The organism is Actinokineospora globicatena (assembly GCF_024171945.1).
In the GTDB taxonomy this organism is placed as follows: domain Bacteria; phylum Actinomycetota; class Actinomycetes; order Mycobacteriales; family Pseudonocardiaceae; genus Actinokineospora; species Actinokineospora globicatena.
In genome coordinates, this window is sequence record NZ_JAMTCR010000002.1 from 2,314,055 (window position 1) to 2,335,530 (window position 21,476).

Consider the following 21,476-nt stretch of genomic DNA (forward strand, 5'->3'; position numbering starts at 1 on the left):
TTCCTCTCAGTCCTCGTCGAGGTGGGTGCTGGCGCTGCGCGTGATGCGGGCGAGGAGGTCGGCCGCGGACATGGTGTCCTCCTCGCCCGTCTCCTGTGGACCTAGGCCGATCTCCTCGGCCAGGTGGGGGATGAGGTCGTCGAGCGTGGCGTACTTGAACACGGCGGTGGGCGGGATCGAGACCTGGAGCGCGGCGGTCAGCCGGAGGTGGAACTCCACGGCCATCAGCGAGTCCATGCCCATGCTGAAGAAGCCCTGGTGCCTGCCCAGCTCCGATCGTTCACCCAGGACGTCCCGCAGGATCAACTCGACCTGCTCGCCGAGGTACGCGACCTTGTCCTTCGCGGCGTTGATCTCGTCCCGCAGCGACGGCCCGTCGTTCGACTCCACCGGCTCGACGCCGAAGAAGCCGGGTGCGACACCGGTCGTCGTGCTGAGCTTGGTCCAGTCGGCGTTGAGCACGGCGGTGGTGCCGCTACCGGCCAGCGCACGGGCCAAGCGAGCACCTCGGTCGGGCGAGATCATCCGGAGCCCGGACTTCTCGTGCGCGGTCTCGTCGGCGGCCATGCCGATGCCCGACCACGGGCCCCACTGGATCGCGGTGCCGGGAAGTCCAGCCGCTCGACGGTGCGCCATCAGGCCTTCCAGGAAGGCGTTCGCGGCGGCGTAGGCGCCTGAGGCGAAGGTTGGCACGAACGTCGAGATGGAGGAGAACGCGATGAAGAAGTCCAGGTCTGCGGCCAACCTGTGCAGGTGCCAGGCGCCGTCCACCTTGGGGGCGAGCACCGCGTCGAACCGCTTGGCGTTCTGCTGGGCCAGGATCGCGTCGTCGAGCACTCCCGCCGCGTGGACGATCCCGTGCAGCGGGCCGTGGGTGCGCAGCAGATCAGCCACAGCTTCGGGGTCGCTGATGTCGGCGAGGTGGATGTGGACGGTGGCGAACCGCTCGACCTCGGCGATCTTCGTGCACTGTTCGGCTGTCGGCCTGCGGCGGCTGGTGAGCACAATCGTGCCCGCACCACCCTTGGCTAGCTCCTCGGCCGTCCGCAGGCCCAACGCACCGAGACCGCCGGTGATCAGGTACGTGCCGTCCCGCCTCAGCTCGACGGGGCTCGGTGGAGTCGTCGGAGCTAGCGCGGGCCTGTGGTGGATCCCGTTGCGGATGACGGTGTAGGGCGCGCCGGTGGGCAGGTCGACGTCATCGGTGTCGACGACCGTGAGGCGCAGTTCGGGGTGCTCGGCGGCGATGGTGTGCACGAGTCCCCAGACGGCGGTGTGCGTCGGGTCGGTCGACTCGCCAGGGGTGAGGGCGTGTGCGTTCTTGGTGACCACATGGAGCCGTGGCGGCTTGGGACGGGCCGTGACCTCTTGGACCAGCTCCAGCAGCTCAGCTGCCAAGCGGTGCGTGTGCGCCACCGGATCGCCGGGGTTGGGCTCGGGCTCGTAGCGGACTGTCTCCACGTCGATCGGCGGTTGCGGTTCCGTGGGTTCCCAGGTGACCTGGTGCAGCCACTGCTCGTCTGATGTGGACTCAGCGGCGAACCAGTGCCGTTCGCGCTGGAACGAGTAGCTCGGCAACGAGACCCGCAGACGCGAATAGGGCTTGCCGTAACCGGCCCAGTCAATCGGATAGCCCCGCACGTACAGCTCGGCGAGTCCCTTGGGCAGGTCGTCGAAGGTCACGTCCCGGCGCGCGCTCGGCACCCACAGGTACTCGTCGCCAGGCAGCGCCGCTCGTCCGAGAGCGGACAGCACTGGCTGCGGCCCTACCTCGATGAACGCCCGTACCCCCAGATCGGCCAGCGCCTGCACACCGTCGGCGAACAGCACCGGCTCCAACGCCTGCCGCACCCAATACGCCGCGTCCGCGATCTCCTCCCCGACCACACGACCGGTCACAGTGGACACAATCGGGATGGTGGGCTTCGAGAAGGTGATGCCGCGCAGCACCTCGGTGAACGCATCGACGATCGGCAGCATCAACGGCGAGTGGAACGCGTGTGAGACCTGGAGTTCGCGTCCAGTAACACCGTGCGCAGCTAGCGTGTCGGCCGCCTGTCGAACCTGCGCGCCATCGCCGGAGATGACCACCTCCTGCGGTCCGTTCACCGCCGCCACGCCCACTAGCGGGTGCTCGGCGATGACCTGCTCAACCAGCGCCCGGTCGCCGCGCAGCGACACCATCGCACCGCCCGCGGGTAGGGCCTGCATCAGCCGGCCACGCGCCACGACCAGGCGCAAGGCGTCTTCCAGTGAGAACACGCCTGCCAGGCAAGCCGCCACCACCTCGCCGATGCTGTGGCCGAGCAAGGCGTCCGGCTGGACGCCACACGACTGCCACACTCTGGCCATGGCGTACTCGTAGACGAACAGCGCGGGCTGGGCGAACTCGGTGCGTGAGATCTCCTCCGCGCTGGACTCGTTGTTCAGCAAGGCGTTCAGGTCCAGGTCGACCAGCCGGTCACACTCGGCGAACGCAGTGAGGAAGGCGTGGTCGGTGACGCTCAACCGAGCGCCCATGCGCGGGTACTGCGCGCCCTGCCCGGTGAACAGGAACGCCACCTTGGGCGCCGGTTGCCCCGCGGGCACATACCCCGTGCGCACGGTCGTCGTCCGGTCCGCCAACTCGTCCAACGACTGTGCGACGATCGCGGCCCGGTGCTCGAAGTCGCTGCGCGCGGTGTTCGCGGTGTGGCAGATGTCGTGGAAGTTGGCCGTGCTCGTGGCGGCGAACTCCGCCAGTCGATCCAGCGACTCGCGCAGGGCGGGCTCGGAGGCCGCTGAGACCGTCACGACGTCGGCCAGTCGGTCGCTGAGCATCACGGGTGGCTGCTGTCGCTGCTGTTCCGGGGCGTTGGCCAGCACGATGTGGCAGTTCGAGCCGCTGAAGCCGAACGAGCTGATCCCGGCCACGCGGCGGCCCTCGGGCCACGGCTCGGCGGCGGTCGGCACGTGCAACGGCAGCGACCAGTCCACGAAGGTGCTCGGTTCGGCGAAGTGCAGGTTCGGCGGGATGGTGCCGTGCCGGACCGACAGCACCGCCTTGATCACGCCCGCGATGCCCGCCGCCGACTCCAGGTGGCCCACGTTCGACTTCACCGCGCCCAGCACTAGCGGCCGGTCTCGCTCGCCGAACACCGCGCCAAGAGCGGCAGCCTCGATGGGGTCGCCGAGAGCGGTGCCGGTGCCGTGGGTCTCTACATAACCGACCTCGGTAGGGGACACGCCAGCGTCGCGCAGGGCCTCCCGGATCACGGCCTGCTGCGACGGTCCGTGCGGCACGGTCAGTCCGCTGCGCTTGCCGTCCTGGTTGGTAGCGCTACCTAGCACTACCGCGAGGATGTCGTCACCGTCGCGTTGAGCGTCTGACAGCCTCTTGAGCACGACCATGCCGCAGCCCTCGGCGCGCACGTAGCCGTTCGCGGCTGCCGAGAACGGCTTGCACCGGCCGTCCGGGGCCATCATCCGTGCCTTGGAGAGGCTGATGGTCTCGTGCGGGGTCAGGATCTGGTTGACGCCACCGGCCACCGCGACATCACACGCGCCTGTGCGCAGGTCACGCGCGGCGAGGTGCAGGGCGACCGACGACGACGAGCACGCTGTGTCGACCGACAGCGAGGGTCCGTTGAGACCCAGGAAGTACGACAGACGACCACTCGCGGTGCTGGTAGTGCTACCCGAGCTGAAGTAGCCGTCGATGCTGTCTTCGCCGTGGAGGACTATCGCCTCGCGGTAGTCGACGTTGCTGATCCCGACATAGACACCCGTGCGGCTGGGCAGGTCTCTTACCGGCATCCCAGCGTGCTCGAAGGCCTGCCAGGTGACCTCTAGCAGCATCCGCTGCTGTGGGTCGATGCTGGCGGCCTCCCGCGCGGAGATGCCGAACGCTGTCGCGTCGAAGCCCGCCGGGTTGGGCACGAACCCGCCGTACCGGGTGGTCATCCGGCCGGGTCGGTCGGGATCGGGGTCGTAGTAGGCGTCGACGTCCCACCGGTCCGGCGGCACCTCGGTGATCGCGTCGTGACCCTCGGACAGAAGCCGCCAGAACTCGTCCGGGCCGTCCGCGCCCGGGAACCGGCAGCCGATCCCGACCACCGCGATCGGCTCCGGCGCCAGCACCTTGGCGAGGGAGAGTTCGGACTCCAGGTGCTCGATCCGGGCCAGTGCCTTGCGCAGCAGCGCGCCGTAGCCGGGGTTGCTCATAGGCCGTCCTCGGACAGGCCGAGCTTGGCCGCCAGCAACCGCGCCACGTCATCGGTGGTGTTGTCGTCTACCGCGAGCACAGTGGCTAGGTGGTCGGTAAGACCGGACAGCGTCGGGTAGTCGAATACAACTGTCTGCCCTAGTGGTTCACCTACCGCTGCCTGGAGCCGGTTACGCAGTTCAATCGAACTGAGCGAGTCGAGCCCTAGCGAGAAGAACCCGACTTCCGGTCCGAGCCCGTTGTCCGTACCGATGCTGCGCACCACCTGTTCGCGTACTTCCGCTTCCAGGAGTTCGCGACGCTTCTCCGGTGGCGCTGCGTCCAGCTCTTGGCGGAACGAGCGGTCCACCGGTTTGCTCGTCTTCTGCTGGAAGCGCGCGAACACCGGGGGCACGCTGATCTGGTGGTTGAGGAACTTCGGCCACTCGATCGGTAGGACTGCCCGGACACCGTTAGTACCGAGCAATGCACTTAGCGCCGCCAAGCCGTCTTCGGTGGGAATGACCCCTTCGCCGAGTGACGCCAACTTGTCGTTCAGGCCCAACCGCGCGCTCATCCCGGTGTCGGCCCAAGAGCCCCACTGCACCGCCAGCGCAGGTAGGCCAAGACCGCGCCGGTACTCGGCGAGACCGTCGAGGAAAGCGTTTGCGGTGGCGTAGTTCCCCTGGCCGGGGGCACCGAGCGCCGAGCTGACCGACGAGAACAGCACGAAGTGGTCCAGGTCCTCGGTCAACCGGTGCAGGTGCCAGGCCGCGTCCGCCTTCGGGCCGACCACGGTGCGGAACCGCTCCGGTGTCTGCTGGGCCAGCACACCGTCGTCCAGCACCCCGGCCAGGTGGAAGACGCCACGCAGGGTGTCGAGTTCGGCCAGGAACGCCGCCAACGCCACTGGATCGGTGACATCCACCTGGGCGGTGCGGACCTCGGCGCCCGCGGCTCGGAGCTCACCGATGACCTGCTCGGCGTCCGGTCCGGGTGCTGACCGGCCGACCAGGGCCAGCCGCCGCGCGCCGAGGCGGTGCAGCAGTCGGGCGGTCTCCAGGCCGAGGCCGCCGAGCCCGCCGGTGATCAGGTACGTCCCCTCGGGGCCGATCGCGGGCGCCGCGGCGGGAGCGGTCACCCGGGACAGCCGGGCGACGTAGCGGGTGCTGCCCTGGTAGGCGACCTGGTTCTCCTCGCCGGACAGCTCGCTGGCCAGGACCGCCGTCGGTCCGTCCGGATCCAGGTCGACCAGCGTCAGGTCCAGGTCCGGGTGCTCCAGGGCGATCACCCGACCGAGGCCCCACAGCGCGGCCTGGGCCGGGTTGGCGACCGTGCGGGTGCCCGCGGGCTGCGCGCCCCGGGTGACCAGGACGAGCTTCGACCCGACATCGCCCACCTCGCGGACCAGCCGCAGCAGGGGAGCGGCGAGCTCGGCCAGGTCGGTGGTCGTCGACTCAGCGGACAGGCAGGCCAGCACCGTCCGACCGGGGACGAGCCCACCCGCGGGGACGGGATCGCCCAGGTCGGCGAACTCGCCGCCGGTGATCACCAGCGGCCGCTCGGTCGGCGGGGGACAGGCGGGCGCGGTGACCCACTCCGTCGCGTAGAGCCAGTCGCGCCACGCCTCGGCGCCCAGCATGGCCCGGCGGCTGGCCAGCTTCAGCAGGACGCCGCGCATGGTCAGCGCCAGCGTCCCGTCGGCGTCGAACAGGTCGACGTCGCCGTGCAGGGTCTCCGGGGTCTCGCTGTCGCTGGGCCGCAGCCGCGCGTGGCACCAGGCGTGCGTGCCGACCGCGCGGTGCAGGGTCAGCCGCTCCACCCCCACGGGGACGTACGTGCGCCTGCCGTACTTCTCCGGGTAGGTGACCGTCAGGGCGAGGAAGCAGGCCTCCAGCAGCACCGGGTGAACGCGGTGCTCGGTCTCACCGCGCAGGGCGGCGGGCAGCGCGATCTCAGCGAGGCAACTGGTGTCTTCCCGCCACAGCCGCTCGGTCGCCCAGAACGACGCGCCGAGGTCGATCTCCCGTTCCCGCTCGCCCTGGTAGATCTCGGCGACGGGGATCTCAGTGGTGAACCTGCTGCGCACCTGGGTCAACGGTTCGACATCGAGCGGAGCCGTTGGTGCGGCGGTGATTCCCGAGGCATGCAGAGTCCACTGAGGATCGCTGGGAAGACGGGAGTGGACCCGCAGGCGGTGCTCGTTGCCCTCGGGCAGCAGGGCGATCTGGACCTGGCGGAGGGTGCTGTCGTCGGCGAAGGGCATCGCGCGGTGCACGAAGAAGTCCCGCACCACGGCGCCCTCACCGCCGAACGCGTCGTGGTGAGCGGCGAGACCAGTCTCCAGGAAGGCCACGCCGGGCATGACGATCGCCTGGAAGACCCGGTGGTCGCCCAGCCAGGACAGGGTTCGCGGCCCGAGGGTCGTCTGGAAGCGGACGTCGTCGCTGTCGGCGATGTCCAGTCGCTCGCCGATGAGCGGTTTGCCTCTTGTCGGCGGCGCCTGGGGTTCGGGCGCGTCGATCCAGTGCCGTTCGCGCTGCCACGGGTACGTCGGTAGGGCGACCTTGCGGTACTCGCCCTGGAACAACCCGGCCAGGTCGATGTCAACCCCGGCGGTGAACAGATCCCGTGCGGCGCGCAGCACCTGCTCCCGTTCCTGGCCTGGGCGCAGGGTCGGCACCAGCAGCGCATCGGCGTCCACATGGGACAGCAGGGTCGGTTTCGGGGAGACCTCGAGGAACACATCGACGCCGGAATCGATCAGGGTGTGGACCCCGTCGCCGAACCGGACGGTGTCGAGCACGTGGTCGACCCAGTACTCCGGCGTCGCGACATCCCCGCTGGTGATGATCGGGATGCTCGGCTCGTGGTAGGTGATGCCGTGGGCGATCCGGGTGAACTCCTCTACTACCGGCTGCATCAACGGCGAGTGGAACGCATGTGAGACAACGAGGTCCTTGGTCCGCACGCCGCACCGGCCGAGTTCCGCGCTGATCGCCTCGACCTCGTCCGCGGCACCGGAGATCACAGTCGCCGATGGCCCGTTCACCGCCGCGATCGACACCCCGGCGTGCTGCGCGACCAACTCCGCGACGGTGCTCTCATCAGCGGCCACCGCCACCATTCGGCCCGGTGCGTCAAGCGCCTGCATGAGCCGACCCCGGTGCGCGACCAGGATCACCGCGTGCATCAGCGAGAACACGCCCGCCAGGTGTGCGGCCACGAACTCGCCCACACTGTGCCCCAGCAAGGCCTCCGGACGCACACCCCACGACAGCCACAACTTGGCCAGGGCGTACTCGATGGCGAACAGCGCGGGCTGGGCGTAGGCGGTGTCATTGACGCGGTCGTCGGCCACGACCTCGTGCAGGTCGAACATCCCGGACATCAGCGCGGCGCACTCGTCGAACGCCTCCCGGAACACCGGGTACTCGTCGTAGAGGTCCTGCCCCATCCCCGGGTACTGAGAGCCCTGGCCGCTGAACAGGAACGCGACCTTCGACCGCCGTGCAGGTTCCACATAGGACTCAAGTCCCTGCCGGGCGTCGTCCGAGGTCTCGACGACGGCGGCGAACCGGTGCCCGAACAGGTGCCGTCCGGTCGCGGCTGTCGCGCACACGTCGGACAGCGGCAGGTCATGTTCGGCGAGGTGCTTGGCATAGCGGGAAACCATTTCCCGCAACGCATCCGGTGTCCGGGCACTCAACGCGAGCAGGTGCGGACCGGGCTTGGCGGGCAAGGCCGGGCGGTCTGGCGCCTGCTCCAGCACGACGTGGCAGTTCGTGCCGCCCATGCCGAACGAGCTGACCCCCGCTCGACGCACCTGCGACCACTCCGGCCACGGCGTCACCTCAGCGGACACCGCGAACGGACCGGCGGCGAAGTCGATCTCCGGGTTCGGCGCGCTGAAGTGCACCGTCGGCGGCACCGTGCCCCGCTCGACCGCCAACGCGGCCTTCACCAGCCCGGCGATCCCGGCCGCCTCGTCCAGGTGCCCGATGTTGGTCTTCACCGACCCGAGCACGCAACTGCCCGCGGGCAACGGGCCGTCGACCTGGAACGCCGCGTTCAACGCCGCCACCTCGATGGGGTCACCGATCGCGGTCCCGGTGCCGTGCGCCTCCACGTACCCGATGGACCCCGCTGGCACGCTGGCGTCCGCGAGCGCGTCCGCGACGACCTCGGCCTGCCGCTGCGCGCTCGGCGCGGTGAACCCGACCTTCGCCGAGCCATCGTTGTTGACCGCCGACCCCTTGACCACCGCGATCACCCGGTCGCCGTCGGCCAGCGCGGCCTCGAGCGGCTTGAGCAGCACCACCCCGCAGCCGTTGCCGAACAACGTCCCGTCGGCCGCCGCGTCGAACGCCCGGCAGTGCCCGTCGCGCGACCGGACCATGCCCTCCTCGTGGACGTACCCGCCGTGCTGCGGGACGATCACCGACACCCCACCGGCCAACGCCAGGTCGCTCTCGCCCGACCGCAGGCTCTGGCAGGCCAGGTGCACCGCCACCAGCGACGTCGAGCACGCCGTCTGCACCGCGACACTGGGCCCGCGCAGGTCGAGCTTGTAGGACACCCTGGTCGGCAGGTAGTTGCGGTCGTTGCCCAACTTCGCCTGGAACTGCGCCATGTCCGCCTCGACGAACGGGCCGCCCGCGCCGCGGGTGAGGTTGTTCACCAGGTAGGTGCTCAGGCTGGACCCGGCGAACACACCGACCGCGCCGTGGTCTGGACCTGGCCGGTAGCCCGCGTCCTCGAAGGCCTCCCACGCGCACTCCAGGAACAGCCGGTGCTGCGGGTCGGTCGCGGCGGCCTCCTTCGCGTTGATGTCGAAGAACGCCGCGTCGAACCGGTCGACGCCGGGCAGGGCCGCCGCCGCGCGCACGTGGTCGGGGTGCTCCCGCAGCGCGGGGTCCACCTCGCCGAGGTCGTCGAACTCGGCGATCGACTCGACACCCGCGACCAGGTTGCGCCAGAAGGTGGCGACGTCGTCCGCACCGGGGAACCGGCCCGCCATGCCGATGATCGCGATGTCCGCGTTGTGCCCGCCGTTGTGCCCCCGGCCGAGCTCCCTGCGGTGCGGCGACAGGGCGGGTGCGTCCCGGTCGAGGTGGGCCGCCAGTGCCCTGATCGTGGGATTGCCGAACAGGTCGACGAGGGAGAACGCGGTGCCGGTGCGCTCGGTCAGCGCCTGCCGCAGGTCGACCAGGTGCAGCGAGGTCCCGCCGATGTCGAAGAAGTTGTCCGTCGTGCTGACCTCGTCGAGCCCCAGCACCTCGCGCCACACCTCGCTGAGCAGGCGCTCGGTCGGGGTGCGCGCGGCGACCACGGGCTCGTCCGACAGCCGTTCGAACTCCTCGGGCGCCAGCAGGGCGCGGCGGTCGGTCTTCCCGCTGGCGGTCCTGGGCATCGCCACGAGCAGCTCGTACACCTCGGGCACCAGGTACCGGGGCAGCTGAGCGGACAGCAGCCGGTGCAGGCGCCGCGCCAGGGTTCCGTCGTCGACGCCGGTGGTCACCAGGTGCGCGACCAGCCTGCGCACGCCACCGACCTCTTGGGCGAGCACGACCGCCTCCCGGACCTCCGGGTGCGCGGCCAGCGCCGACTCCACCTCGCCCGGCTCGACCCGCACGCCGTGCACCTTGACCTGGTCGTCGGCCCGGCCCAGGTGCTCCACCGTTCCGTCGGCCGACACCCGCGCCAGGTCACCCGTGCGGTAGAGCCTGCCCGGCCCGAACGGGTTGTCCAGGAAACGCTCCGTCGTCAGGTCCGGCCGGTTGAGGTACCCGGACGCGACCCCCACGCCACCCACGTACAGCTCGCCCTCCGGCACCGGGCGCAGCTCGTCGTCGAGCACGTGCACCGTGACCCCGGTGATGGGTCGGCCGATGGGGACCGCCTCCGGCCATCCGGCCGGGTCGCCGTCGAGGGTGTGCGTGGTCGCATCCTGGAACTCCGTGGCGCCGTAGTGGTTGTGCAGCCGGGCGCCCGCGGCGCGCTGGAAGAACTCCCGCAGCGCCGGGGTCACCCGCAGCCGCTCGCCGGTGGTCACCACATCCCGGACGGCCAGCGCGCCCGAACGCCCGCGCGCCGCCTCCGCGAGCTGGGTGAGTGTGGTGACCGGGGCGAACAACCGCTCGATCCCTTGCCCCTCAAGGAACTCCGCCAGCGCGAACGGGTCCCGGCGGGTCCGCTCGTCGGCCACGACCAGCGTCCCGCCGAAGCCCAGGGTGGCGAAGACCTCGTGGAAGGAGAAGTCGAAGCTCACCGCGCACACCTGCGCGGTGCGGCCCTGGTTGGCGCCCGGTCGCTCGTGTTCGTGCCACCACAGCAGGTTGGTCAACGACCGGTGCGTCATCGGGACACCCTTGGGGCGCCCGGTGGAGCCGGAGGTGAAGACCGCGTACGCCGGGTCGTCCGGGTCCACGTGGACCGGTGCGCTCGGCGGGAGTTCCCGGTTGTCCTGTTCCTGCCACATCTCATCGAGCACCAACGTGGACGCGTCGAACGGCGTCGGCCGCGCGCCATCGGTGACGAGCACGGCTATGTCGGCGTCCTCGGCGATCGCACGCAGCCGCGCCACCGGGTCCTCGACGTCCATGGGCACGTAGCACGCGCCCGCCTTGAGCACGCCCAGCATCGCGGCGAACAGCTCCGGGCCGCGCCGCAGGTGCAGCGCCACCAGGTGGCCGCGCCCGACACCCGCTGCCAGCAACCAAGAGCAGACCCGTTGCGCCATCCGGTCGAGTTCGGGGTAGCTCACTTGGCGGTTGCCGTCGACCACCGCGACCGTGTCGGGCGGACGCTCGGTGAGCACCCGCTCGACGAGACCGTGCACTGTGAGCACTGGCACAGCGCCGTGTACTGGCGCGGCACTGTTCGCCGTCGCGGCACTGGTCCCGGGCGCGGCACCTGCCACTGGCACGGTGTCGGTCACCGGCACGGCGGCGCGGTCATCCATCTGCGAGCCCCCAACGAGCATGCGTCGACGCCTGCGGTGTTCACCGGCGTGACTACTGGTCCGACAACAGCGAGCGGGCAATAGGGGTGGCTCGTCCAACGCGGCGAACAACGGCCCCGGCTTTCGACTATACCCAGTGCCGCCGCGAGTTCTACTCCCTCGCGAGTGGAATCGGGAGAATCCGCGTTCGAGGGCTGCCACACCGGCGCCCCGTTGGGGTAGTGTCGGTCGAGGGCCCCGGATGGGGCCCGTTGTTCGGCGCGGGGAGGATCGTGCACAGTGGACTCCACCGACAAATCCGGTAATACCCGGAGCGGGTTCCGCCTCGGTGTCGGCGTGCCGTCGTCTTGTGCGTGACCACCGGTCCGAACTCACCTGATTTCCCGCCCGGCGCGGGCGGTGCGGCGAGGGGGTTGAATCGGCAGTGTCCAGTGTTCACACCGTGGGTGTGGTCGGGGCTGGGGTAATGGGTCGGGGCGTCACCATCGCCCTGCGCCAGGCCGGGTTCCCGGTCATTCTCATCGACCGCGACAGCGAAATACTGGACGGCGTACGGCGCGCGATCGCCCACGACGTCCGGCTCTACGCGCTGCTGGCGCCCGAGTCGGCGATCACCGCCGCCGAGGTCGCCGACGGCACGGTGTTCAGCACCGACCTGGCCGACCTCAACGGGGTCGACCTGGTGGTGGAGAACGTGACCGAGCGGTTCGCGGTCAAGGAACCGGTCTACCGGCGGCTCGGCGAGCTGCTCGCCCCCGGTACCCCGATCGGGGTGAACACGTCGGCCATCCCGATCACCCGGCTCGGCGGGCTCACCGGTCGGCCCGAGGACGTCGTGGGCACGCACTTCATGAACCCGGTGCCGCTCAAGCCGACCGTTGAGGTCATCCGGGGTCGGCGCACGTCCGAGGAGACGCTGGCGCGGATGCGGGAGTTCATCGCGGCGCTGGGCAAGAAGAGCGTGGTGGTCAACGACTCGCCGGGCTTCGTCACCAACCGGGTGATGATGCTGACGGTCAACGAGGCGGTGTTCCTGCTGCACGAGGGCGTGGGCACCGCGGCCGACATCGACCGGCTCTTCGTCGAGTGCTTCGGGCACACCATGGGGCCGCTGGAGACCGCCGACCTGATCGGCCTGGACACCGTGCTGCTGTCCATCGAGGTGCTCCACGACGAGTTCAAGGACAGCAAGTACCGGCCGTGCCCGCTGCTGACCAGCATGGTCGACGCGGGGCTGCACGGCCGCAAGAGCGGGCAGGGGTTCTTCGACTACGGGTCCGGCGCGAGCGGGCCGGGGAGGGCGGGCTAGATGGGTGCCGAGGGCAAGGCGAGGATCCGGGAGTTCATCCTGGACAACATCACCGAGACCGAACTCGCCGATGACGACGACATCTTCGAGCGCGGCCTGGTCCGGTCGATGTTCGTGATGCAGTTGGTGGTGTTCGTCGAGCAGGAGTTCGGCGTCCAGGTCACCGGGGACGACCTGCGCTTCGAGCATTTCCGCAGTGTCGACCGGGTCGACGAGTTGGTCGCCCGCAAACTCGCCGCGGTGTGATGCGCGCGGTGCGGGTGGCGCTGGCCGATCCCGTTCCCGACGGGTTGGCCGGTGAACTGGCGAAACGGCTGTTCTTCGTCTCCAGTGCGATTGCCGAGTTCGACCTGGTGGCCGCCGGTGGCGTTATCACCGGTGTCGACCTGGTCCTTTCCGGCGACGAGTCGGAATCAGCCATCGCGGCGAAAATCGGGAAAGTCGTGACGGCCGAGGTGCTCACCCAGCGCGCGTTGCCGCCCCGGCAGGTGTGGCGTTCGGCGATATCGGTCGAGTCGTTCACCGACCCGTTCCCGCTGTTGTTGGCGGCCGACTCGGCGTTCGTCGCCGGGGAGGGGCAGGTCGGGTTCGGCGAGCCGGTGCTGTCGCTTGTGGACTACCTGGACGAGCGGCTGCGGTCGATCGCGTTGGCGCTGCCCCGGTCCAGGGAGTTCCGGTACCCGACGCTGCTGCCGACCAGCGTGCTCGACCGGTTCGGCTACTTCGGGTCGTTCCCGCAGTTCGCGATGTTCGTGACCCGGCTGCACAACGACATCGACGTCTACAACGGATTCGTCGACCGCTACCGCGCCGCGGGGCGGCTGCCCGACGACCTGTTCGACCAGTGCGGCGACAAGGAGTACTGCCTGCCGCCGACGATGTGCTACCACACCTACCACCAGTACACCGGCCGCCGGTTGGCCGACGAGATGGTGGTGACCGCGCGCGGCAAGTCCTTCCGGTACGAGTCGCGCTACCACACCAGCATGGAACGCCTGTGGGACTTCACCATCCGCGAGATCGTGTTCCTCGGCGGCGAGTCGTTCGCCACCGAGTGCCGCGATTCCGTGATGGCCCAGGCGTACGCGCTGCTGGAGGAGTTGGGGCTCGCGGGGCACTGCGAGGTCGCCAACGACCCGTTCTTCGGCAACCCCGACACCGCGGGCAAGATCCTGTCGCAGCGCATGCTGGAGCTGAAGTTCGAGCTGCGGGTGCCGGTCGCCGAGGACCGCACCATCGCCGTCGGCTCGTTCAACCTGCACGGCCAGTTCTTCGGTGAGTCCTTCGACATCACCGGGTCCGACGCCGCACCGGTGGCCAGCGGCTGCGTCGGCTTCGGCCTGGAACGCCTCGCCTACGCCTTCCTCTGCCAGCACGGCACCGATCCCGCCGGTTGGCCGACCTCCGTCACCGACCGGATTGGGGACCCAGGTGCCGCACGACCCTGACGCCTTCGCCCGCTTCACCGACGAGCGGCTCATCCCGAACGCGGGCGCCTGGGACCAGGCCGAGCACCTCGACGACGAGATCGTCAAGGACCTGGCGGCCGCGCGCTGGCTGGTCCCCACGCTGCCCTCGGCCGCGGGCGGCACCGGGATGGACGTCGAGACCTACGGCCTGCTCAGCGAGGAGTTGGGCCGGGGCTGCGGGTCGGTCCGCAACCTGGTCGCCGTGCAGGGCATGGTCGCGCACGCCATCCTCCGCTGGGGCAGCAAGGACCTGGCCGACCGGTGGGCACCCGCGATCGGCACCGGGACGACCATCGGTGCCTTCGCGCTGACCGAGCCCGACGTCGGCAGCGACGCCCGCAACGGCACCACCACGGCCCGCGCGGTCCCGGGCGGGTACGAGATCACCGGCCGCAAGAAGTGGATCAGCTTCGCCCAGCGCGCGGGCGTGTTCCTGGTGTTCGCCCAACTTGACGGTGACCCGGCCGCGTTCGTGGTGGAGCGGGACACACCCGGGCTGACGGTGTCGCCCATCAGCGGGCTGCTCGGTCTGCGGGCGTCGGAACTGGGTGAGGTGGTTCTAGACGCGGTTGAGGTGCCCTCGTCGAACCTGCTCAGCCACGGTCGACTGACCTTCGACCTCGTCGCCACGTCCTCTTTGGACTATGGCCGCTTCAGCACCGCTTGTGGCTGTGTCGGTCTGGCCCAGGCTTGCCTCACTGCCAGCCTGGACTACGCGCGCGATCGGGTTCAGTTCGGCGTTCCGTTGGCCGAGCACCAGTTGGTCCGCCGAGCACTGACCGAGATGATCACCTCGGTCGAGGCCGCCCGGCTGCTGTGCCGCCAGGCGGGCACCATGCGCGCCACCTCGCACCGCGACGCCATCCGGCAAACGCTGATCGCCAAGTACGCCGCGTCCCGCACCGCGTTCGACGTCGCCACCAACGCGGTGCAACTCCACGGCGCCAACGGCATCGGCTCGGGCTTCCCGGTCCAACGCCACCTCCGCGACGCCAAGATCCAGGAGATCATCGAGGGCACCACCCAGATCCAACAACTCCAGATCGCCGACCTCACCCTGGCCCGCCACTAGCCAGCCCGCCCGACGTCCCCCGTTCGGGTCGACTTCTCCGGCGTCAGACCCGGCGACCACGGCATCCGCCTGGTGACCACGGCATCCGTCTGTCCACAACCCCCCGAGTTGTCCACAGGCAACGCCACACCCTTCGCCGCGGGTGGGGGTGCCGGTAGACTGGACCAGGGGACGCCCCCCGGAGAGGGTGGGGGCTGGGGTCCGGCCGGTGGCGGTGATCTTGCCGGGGCGAGGCGCGGTTTTGCGGGGCTCCGGGCGACTTCAGCGGGGACTTCGGGGACGGTTGTGGCCTTGCGGTCGATGCGCGGGCCGCGGGTCTAGGTGCTTGAACGTCGGGCTCGGACGAGGTCGGTCGCGGCGGCGGACCAGGTGGGGTGCTCGAAGGTGAAGCCCGCGTCGACCAGGTGGCCGGGGATCACGCGGCGGCTCTTGAGGAGCAGTTCGGTGTCCGAGCGCAGGGCGAAGGCGCCGATCTCGGCCATCCACTTGGTCGCGGGTAGGCCCAACGGCATACCCCAGGTGCGGCGCAAGGTCCGCATGAAGTCGCGCTGGGGTTGGGGATCCGGCGCGGCGAGGTTCACCGGACCGTCCAAACTGGACTCTGTGAGCAGGAACTGAACGGCGCGCAGGAAGTCCTGGCCGTGGATCCAGGACACGTACTGCCGTCCGCCGCCCACCGGCCCGCCCAGGCCGACCCGCGCCATCCAGGACAGGACGTCGAAAACGCTGCCCCGGTCCGGGCTCATCACCATCGCGGTCCGGAGAGCGACCTTGCGGGTGTCGGGCGTCGCCGCCTCCTGCTGCGCGAGTTCCCACTGCTTGGCGATCTCGACGCTGAACGCCCAGTACCCCGGTACATCGGGTTCCGCACCGCCGATGATCCCCGACTCGTCGTTGGGCGCGTCGTAGCGGTGGGCGTAGATCGTCGCCGTGCTCATCTGCAGCCACACCCGGGGCGGCGCGGACGCGGCCGCGATCGCCGAGCCGACCACGCGCGCGGAGTCCACACGGGACTCCATCATCTCGCGCAGGTTCTCGTCGGTGTAGCGGCAACTGACGCTGCGCCCGGCGAGGTTGATCACCGCGTCGGCGCCGTCGACCTCGCTGGCCCACGCGTCCAGGGTGCGCCCGTCCCACCGCGCGGAACGAACACCGCCGCCGACGTCGACCGCCCGTCTGCTCAGCACGACCACGTCGTGCCCGGCCGCCGCGAGCGCGCGGCTCAGGAATCCCCCGACATTCCCGGTTCCCCCGGGCACCACGACCTTCATGAGTCAGGCTACCGCCGGACCCGGGGGTGGGTCAGTGTGAGCCGCGATAAGTGCAGCCGGAGGTGCAGGTCTCCCGCACGGTGATCGCCGACAGCGGCAGCGCGCCGCTCAGCCGCCCCCACAACCACTCCGCCAGCACCTCGCTGGTCGGGTTCTCCAAACCGGGGATCTCGTTGAGGTAGTAGTGGTCCAACTCGGCGATCACCGGCTTCACCGCGGCCTTGAGGTCGCCGAAGTCCATCACCCAACCCGCGACCGGGTCCAGCGGCCCGGACACCGCGACCACCACGCGGTACGAGTGCCCGTGCAGGCGCGCGCACTTGTGCCCCTCCGGGACGTTGGGCAACCGGTGCGCCGCCTCGAAGGTGAACTCGCGGAAGATCTCCATCAGGCTATTCCCAGGTACTTGTGGGTCTGCAGGCTCAGGTGCCACTGCGGGTGGCGCAGGCAGTACTCGACGGTGGCGCGGGTGTTGGCCTCGACGTCCGGGCCGTCCATCGGCTGGAGTAGGAAGTGCGTGAAGTCCAGGTGCTCGAAGCGCTCCGGCAGCGCGTCGGGCTGCGGGTAGACCAGCTTCAGGTCGTCGCCGCTGGTCAGCACGACCTCGGCGGTGGCCTTCGGCGACACGCACACCCAGTCGAGCCCGGGCGGCGCCGGACGGGTCCCGTTGGTCTCGACCGCGACCTCGAAGCCCGCGTCGTGCAGCGCGTCGACCGCGGCCTTGTCCAGCTGCAGCAGCGGTTCCCCGCCGGTGCAGACGACGTAGGGCTTGCTGCGCGGGTGCGCGGCGCCCTCCCACGCGGCGGAGACGGCGGCGGCCAAGTCCGCGGCGGTGGCGAACTTGCCGCCCCCGGGGCCGTCGGTGCCGATGAAGTCGGTGTCGCAGAACGTGCAGATGGCGCGGTGGCGGTCCTTCTCGCGGCCGGTCCAAAGGTTGCAGAGGCTGAACCGGCAGAACACCGACGGCCTGCCCGCGTGGGTTCCCTCGCCCTGCAGGGTGTAGAAGATCTCCTTGACCTTGTACATCAGGCCAGCGCCGGGTCGGTGAGCCCGAGTTCGGCGAAGCCGCGGCCGCGCAGCAGGCAGGAGTCGCAGGTGCCGCAGGCCCGGCCGTCGACCGGGTCGTAGCAGCTGTGCGTGAGGCCGTAGTCGACGCCGAGGTCCAGGCCGCGCTGGATGGTCTGCGCCTTGGTCAGCGCGACCAACGGCATGTGGATGGTGAGGTTCTGTGTGCCCTCGACCCCGGCCTTCGTCGCCAAGTTCGCCATCGCCTGGTAGGCCTCGATGTACTCCGGCCTGCAGTCGGGGTAGCCGCTGTAGTCCAGCGCGTTCACCCCGATGAAGATGTCCTGCGACCCCAGGGTCTCGGCCCAGGCCAGCGCGAAGGACAGGAAGATCGTGTTGCGCGCCGGGACGTAGGTGATCGGGATGTCCTGGGTCACACCGTCGACGTCGTCGTGGTGCGGGACCGCGATGCTGTCGTCGGTCAGCGCCGATCCGCCGAACACCCGCAGGTCGATGTCGGCGACCACGTGCTTGCTCGCACCCAGTGCGGTCGCGACCCGGCCGGCCGCGTCGAGTTCGACCGAGTGCCGCTGGCCGTAGCGGAAGCTCAGCGCGTACGTCTCGAAGCCGTCCGCCGCCGCGATGGCCAGGACCGTCGCCGAGTCCAGACCCCCGCTGAGCAGCACAACCGCCCTCGGCCTCGTCGCCATCACGCTTGTCCGACCCTCTCCGTCTTCTCCAGGCCAGGTGCCCGTGTTCCCCGGGTCAGCCTACTCCGGTCGGGTCAGTGGCCCGGCTCACCCGGGGCCCCGCGCCTGCCTCGGTGACGGGTGTTCACGCTGGTTAGACTGGGTCGATGCGGGCCTCGCGGGTATTCGTGACCAATCGGGAGAGCAAACACCGGCTCCCCCTGTTCCTCCCGGTGTACCAGCCGCACCGCCAGCACGGCCTGCTGGAGAGCTGGGTCGACGGGCCGAGGGTGGACGGCTGCATCGTCAACTCCTACTTCCTCTACAAGCAGCGCGACCTGCGCGAACAGGTGCTCGAGCAGGGCCTGCACAGCTACCTGGGGTTCGACGGGCTGGTCACCACCGACTCCGGGGCGTTCCAGGGGTTCACCCGCAAGCTGTACCTGGACAACCGCGACATCGTCCGGTTCCAGGACCGCATCGGCAGCGACATCCTGGCGCCGCTGGACCTGGTCACCCCGCCCGGCGACTCCCGGTCGACCGCGGAGGCGAAGCTGACCGCCACCGAGAAGCGCATCCGGCAGGCGCTGGGGCTGGTGGAGCGCGGCATCCTGGCGGGGGTCACCCAGGGCGGTCGGTACATGGACCTGCGGCACCGCAGCGTGCGCACCCTGCGGGACATGGGCGTGCGGTACCTGGCGCTGGGCAGCCTGGTGCCGTTCTTCAACCGCAACCACGACATGGGCTTCGTGGGTGCTGTGGCTAGAGACGCGCGTGAGGTCATCGGGCCTGATGTGCCGATGCACCTCTATGGCGCGGGCGACCCGTGTGAGCTGCCGTTCCTAGTGGCCTGTGGGGTCAACATCTTCGACTCGGCCTCTTACGGCCACTTCGCTCGTGACGGGTGGTACATGACCCCGTACGGCGCGATTAGGGACCCGGGACCGCTTAAGGCGGGCGAGTACCGCTGCGGTTGTCCTGCCTGCGCTGAGGACCCCACCTCGTTCCCCGAGGGCGAGGACCTGTTCTTGCACAACCTGTGGACGATCTGCGCCACCATGGAGGAGATCAACGCCCGGCTCGACGCGGACACGCTGGACGCGTACCTGGCGGAGATCCTGGAGGTGCACGGCCGGTGGTTCCCGAACAGCGCGCTGGAGCGGTCGTGGCGGGAACTGGTGGGCTGAGTCATCGACCTGATGCGCTCGCTCGCCGCTGACCTGGCAGGCGACATCGTCCGGCGCTACCGCATCGAGCACGACGCCGCGGTGGACATGGTGGTCGAGTCCTTCAACCGCAACCGCGCCCTGGTCAGCGCGGTTGGCGACGCCGAATCGGTGGACAAGGTCAAGCGGCTGCGGGTGTACCGGGACGCGGCCACGGCGGCGAAGAAGGAGATCTACCACCACCTGCGCCGGTACCGGCCCGCGGAGTCGTCGGCGACCGAGGCCGTCGACCGGTTGGTGGCGGAGCACTCAGCTGAAGCCATCCAGGCCGTCGTCGCCGGGCACGTGTCGACCGCTGAGCGGCTCAGTGGCATAGAGGACTTCTTCAGCCAGCTGTTCGACCACATCGGTAGTCCTAACAGCATCATCGACGTCGGTTGCGGTGTCTTGCCGCTGGTGTTCCCGCTCGACGACCCGCCCGTGGCGCAGTTGTGGGCCGTCGACACGGACCCGGAGGCCATCCGGGCCGTGTCCGCGCACGCGCGGGTCGACCAGCGCGTCCACCCGGTGCGGTGGGACCTGACCGAGGACTGGCCCGCGCTGCACGCCCAGGGCCTGCCCGCCCGGCTGGACGTGGCCCTGGTGCTCAAGGTGCTGCCGGTGGTCGCCCGGCGCTCGCCGCAGGCGCTGGCGGTGCTGGCCAGCACACCCGCCGACCTGCTGGTCTTCAGCGGGTCGCGCACCGCCATGGCCAAGCGCCAGGACATCGAACGCCGGGAGACCGGGGTGCTGCGCCGGTTCTTCGCCGAGCACGGGTTCACCGAGGTCGGCGAGTTCCGCACCGAGGACGAGATCTGCCTGGTGGTCCGCCGGGGCTAGTGCCGCTTGTCAGTGCGCCTCGGCTTGTCAGTCCACCTCGGCTTGTCAGTGCGCCTCGGCGAACCGCAGCCGCACCCGCTTGCGCGTCTCGGCGTAGAGCCGGTCGATCTGGTCGACGTCGTGGCAGTCGTAGAACGCGTCGTAGCAGTACAACCAGTGCACCCGGTGCGCCTTCGACCCGTCGCGCGGCGGGATGTGCTGGCCCTCCTTGAGGTACTTCTGCTCGAAGCTGAACTCCGGCTGCTCGTGCACCCAGGACAGGCCCTCCAGCTCGCGGAAGGTGCCCGACTCGTGCGCGTTGACGAACACGCCCAGGGTGAACCCGTCGCGGCCCTCGAACTTCTCCGGCAGGGTCTCGCCGACCAGCAGCTGGAACCGCATCTGCCGGGTGTCGACGCCGAACCAGTTGTCCAGTGTCTGCGGCACGGCACCGCCGCCCAGGCGCGGGTTCAGCTCGATCATGTGCACCCGGCTGCCGTCCCACTTGAACTCGATGTGGACGAAGGTGTCGTCCACCCCGAGCGCGGTGACCGCCTCCTGCATCGCGGCGTGGATGACCGCGTGCTCGGACTCGCTGAGGAACGGCGTCGGGCACAGGTTCGCCGTCTCGAACCGGTAGGCGCCGTCGCTGTCCCAGAAGTACTTCTCCTGGGTGAGCATGCTGGTCAGCTGCCCGTGCTGGACGAACGCCTCCAGCGACAGCTCGCGGCCGGTGACGAACTGCTCCACCAGCAGTTGCGTGCGCGGGTCCCACTCCCGGCCGTCGTCGGTGCGGAAGGTGTGGATGTCGTTGTCCTCGGCCAGTTCGGTGAAGACCGTGCTGATCAGGTCGTACCCCTGCTCGGGCCCGTCGATGATCTCCACGTAGGACCCGCCGCTGCCCCAGATCGGCTTCACGATGAACGGGTACCCCAGCCGCTCACCCAGCTCGGCGACCCGCTCCCGGGACAGCTCGTCGCGGCCGAGCACCACGAACCCCGTCGGCATGATGTCCGACAACACCTCACGCAGCAGCGGCTTGATCCGGCAGTTGAGCTGCCCGCGCCGACCGGGGAACGAGATGCCCAAGAGGTCGGACACCCCCAGCTGCATGTGCCACACCTTGTCGTTCAACGTGACCCAGTTCGCCAACCGCCCCCGGTACGGCTCCAACACCGCCGCCGTCACCTCGGTCGAGTAGACGTCCTCACACGCCAACACCACATCGGCGTGGTCCACATATCGCTGCACCGACTCCGGCGCCGCCAACACCAGCGACCGCAACCCCATCTTCCGCAGCAACCCACACCGGATCTCCACCTCCCCGAACCCCTCAAGCCCGGGAAGCGCCACGTCGACGTAAAACTCGCCGCCGTCCTGCATCGATCTCACCCCTGTTGCCATCATCCGGATTCGACTCACCAACCCCCGAGCGCGACCCCCGCACCCAGCCCCCACCCCAACCCTAGTGCGATTCCCCCACGATTGCG

Annotated in this window: 13 protein-coding genes; 6 read left to right on the forward strand and 7 right to left on the reverse strand. The window is 69.8% G+C overall.

Annotation, left to right across the window (positions count from 1 at the left end; translation table 11 throughout):
- Positions 1–6 precede the first annotated feature (6 nt).
- Both LV79_RS10475 and LV79_RS10480 read right to left on the reverse strand, forming a co-directional pair.
- Positions 7–4,203: a type I polyketide synthase gene (locus tag LV79_RS10475; RefSeq protein WP_253834547.1), complete on the reverse strand. Its 4,197-nt coding sequence runs from the start codon at positions 4,201–4,203 to the stop codon at positions 7–9.
- Positions 4,200–11,147, reverse strand: coding sequence for a type I polyketide synthase (locus tag LV79_RS10480; RefSeq protein ID WP_253834549.1), 6,948 nt, complete (start codon positions 11,145–11,147; stop codon positions 4,200–4,202). The genes LV79_RS10475 and LV79_RS10480 overlap by 4 nt, the downstream gene beginning before the upstream one ends.
- A gap of 448 nt (positions 11,148–11,595) precedes the next feature.
- On the opposite strand from LV79_RS10480, the gene LV79_RS10485 reads away from it, so the two are divergent.
- The 4 genes from LV79_RS10485 to LV79_RS10500 are packed head-to-tail and all read left to right on the forward strand — an operon-like array spanning position 11,596 to position 14,997.
- Positions 11,596–12,456: a 3-hydroxyacyl-CoA dehydrogenase family protein gene (locus tag LV79_RS10485; protein ID WP_308208937.1), complete on the forward strand. Its 861-nt coding sequence runs from the start codon at positions 11,596–11,598 to the stop codon at positions 12,454–12,456.
- Entirely contained in the window at positions 12,457–12,702 is a 246-nt protein-coding gene (locus LV79_RS10490) for a phosphopantetheine-binding protein (protein ID WP_253834554.1), read from the forward strand.
- The gene (locus LV79_RS10495) at positions 12,702–13,904 is read left to right on the forward strand and encodes a class-II aminoacyl-tRNA synthetase family protein (RefSeq protein WP_253834556.1); all 1,203 of its coding nucleotides are present in this window, start codon (positions 12,702–12,704) and stop codon (positions 13,902–13,904) included. Before LV79_RS10490 ends, LV79_RS10495 begins: the two co-directional genes overlap by 1 nt.
- Positions 13,888–14,997 carry an acyl-CoA dehydrogenase family protein gene (locus tag LV79_RS10500; protein WP_253834558.1) on the forward strand — a complete coding sequence of 370 codons (1,110 nt, stop codon included), beginning with the start codon at positions 13,888–13,890 and terminating at the stop codon, positions 14,995–14,997. Before LV79_RS10495 ends, LV79_RS10500 begins: the two co-directional genes overlap by 17 nt.
- 317 nt (positions 14,998–15,314) lie before the next feature.
- Here the strand turns inward: LV79_RS10500 and LV79_RS10505 are convergent, their stop codons facing one another.
- From LV79_RS10505 to queC, 4 genes are read right to left on the reverse strand one after another with little or no spacing between them, the layout of a single operon-like run.
- Positions 15,315–16,268 (reverse strand): TIGR01777 family oxidoreductase, encoded by a 954-nt coding sequence (locus LV79_RS10505; protein ID WP_253834561.1) that lies wholly within the window; start codon positions 16,266–16,268, stop codon positions 15,315–15,317.
- A gap of 31 nt (positions 16,269–16,299) precedes the next feature.
- Entirely contained in the window at positions 16,300–16,656 is a 357-nt protein-coding gene (gene queD, locus LV79_RS10510; protein ID WP_253834563.1) for a 6-carboxytetrahydropterin synthase QueD, read from the reverse strand.
- Complete coding sequence (gene queE, locus LV79_RS10515) at positions 16,656–17,294, reverse strand: 7-carboxy-7-deazaguanine synthase (RefSeq protein WP_253834564.1); 639 nt, start codon at positions 17,292–17,294, stop codon at positions 16,656–16,658. Before queE ends, queD begins: the two co-directional genes overlap by 1 nt.
- Positions 17,294–17,983 carry a 7-cyano-7-deazaguanine synthase QueC gene (gene queC, locus LV79_RS10520; RefSeq protein ID WP_253834565.1) on the reverse strand — a complete coding sequence of 230 codons (690 nt, stop codon included), beginning with the start codon at positions 17,981–17,983 and terminating at the stop codon, positions 17,294–17,296. Before queC ends, queE begins: the two co-directional genes overlap by 1 nt.
- Before the next feature lie 146 nt (positions 17,984–18,129).
- Between queC and LV79_RS10525 the strand changes: the two genes are divergently transcribed.
- Entirely contained in the window at positions 18,130–19,149 is a 1,020-nt protein-coding gene (locus LV79_RS10525; protein WP_253834566.1) for a tRNA-guanine transglycosylase, read from the forward strand.
- A gap of 12 nt (positions 19,150–19,161) precedes the next feature.
- Positions 19,162–20,007, forward strand: coding sequence for a class I SAM-dependent methyltransferase (locus tag LV79_RS10530; protein ID WP_253834567.1), 846 nt, complete (start codon positions 19,162–19,164; stop codon positions 20,005–20,007).
- Between the two features lie 45 nt (positions 20,008–20,052).
- Here the strand turns inward: LV79_RS10530 and LV79_RS10535 are convergent, their stop codons facing one another.
- Complete coding sequence (locus tag LV79_RS10535) at positions 20,053–21,369, reverse strand: ATP-grasp domain-containing protein (RefSeq protein WP_253835980.1); 1,317 nt, start codon at positions 21,367–21,369, stop codon at positions 20,053–20,055.
- Positions 21,370–21,476 lie beyond the last annotated feature (107 nt).

Coding starts and splice junctions, on each gene's coding strand:
- LV79_RS10475 (WP_253834547.1), bottom strand. CDS start 4,203: ATGAGCAACCCCGGCTACGGCGCGCTGCTGCGCAAGGCACTGGCCCGG.
- LV79_RS10480 (WP_253834549.1), bottom strand. CDS start 11,147: ATGGATGACCGCGCCGCCGTGCCGGTGACCGACACCGTGCCAGTGGCA.
- LV79_RS10490 (WP_253834554.1), top strand. CDS start 12,457: ATGGGTGCCGAGGGCAAGGCGAGGATCCGGGAGTTCATCCTGGACAAC.
- LV79_RS10495 (WP_253834556.1), top strand. CDS start 12,702: ATGCGCGCGGTGCGGGTGGCGCTGGCCGATCCCGTTCCCGACGGGTTG.
- LV79_RS10505 (WP_253834561.1), bottom strand. CDS start 16,268: ATGAAGGTCGTGGTGCCCGGGGGAACCGGGAATGTCGGGGGATTCCTG.
- queD (WP_253834563.1), bottom strand. CDS start 16,656: ATGGAGATCTTCCGCGAGTTCACCTTCGAGGCGGCGCACCGGTTGCCC.
- queE (WP_253834564.1), bottom strand. CDS start 17,294: ATGTACAAGGTCAAGGAGATCTTCTACACCCTGCAGGGCGAGGGAACC.
- queC (WP_253834565.1), bottom strand. CDS start 17,983: ATGGCGACGAGGCCGAGGGCGGTTGTGCTGCTCAGCGGGGGTCTGGAC.
- LV79_RS10525 (WP_253834566.1), top strand. CDS start 18,130: ATGCGGGCCTCGCGGGTATTCGTGACCAATCGGGAGAGCAAACACCGG.
- LV79_RS10530 (WP_253834567.1), top strand. CDS start 19,162: ATGCGCTCGCTCGCCGCTGACCTGGCAGGCGACATCGTCCGGCGCTAC.
- LV79_RS10535 (WP_253835980.1), bottom strand. CDS start 21,369: ATGCAGGACGGCGGCGAGTTTTACGTCGACGTGGCGCTTCCCGGGCTT.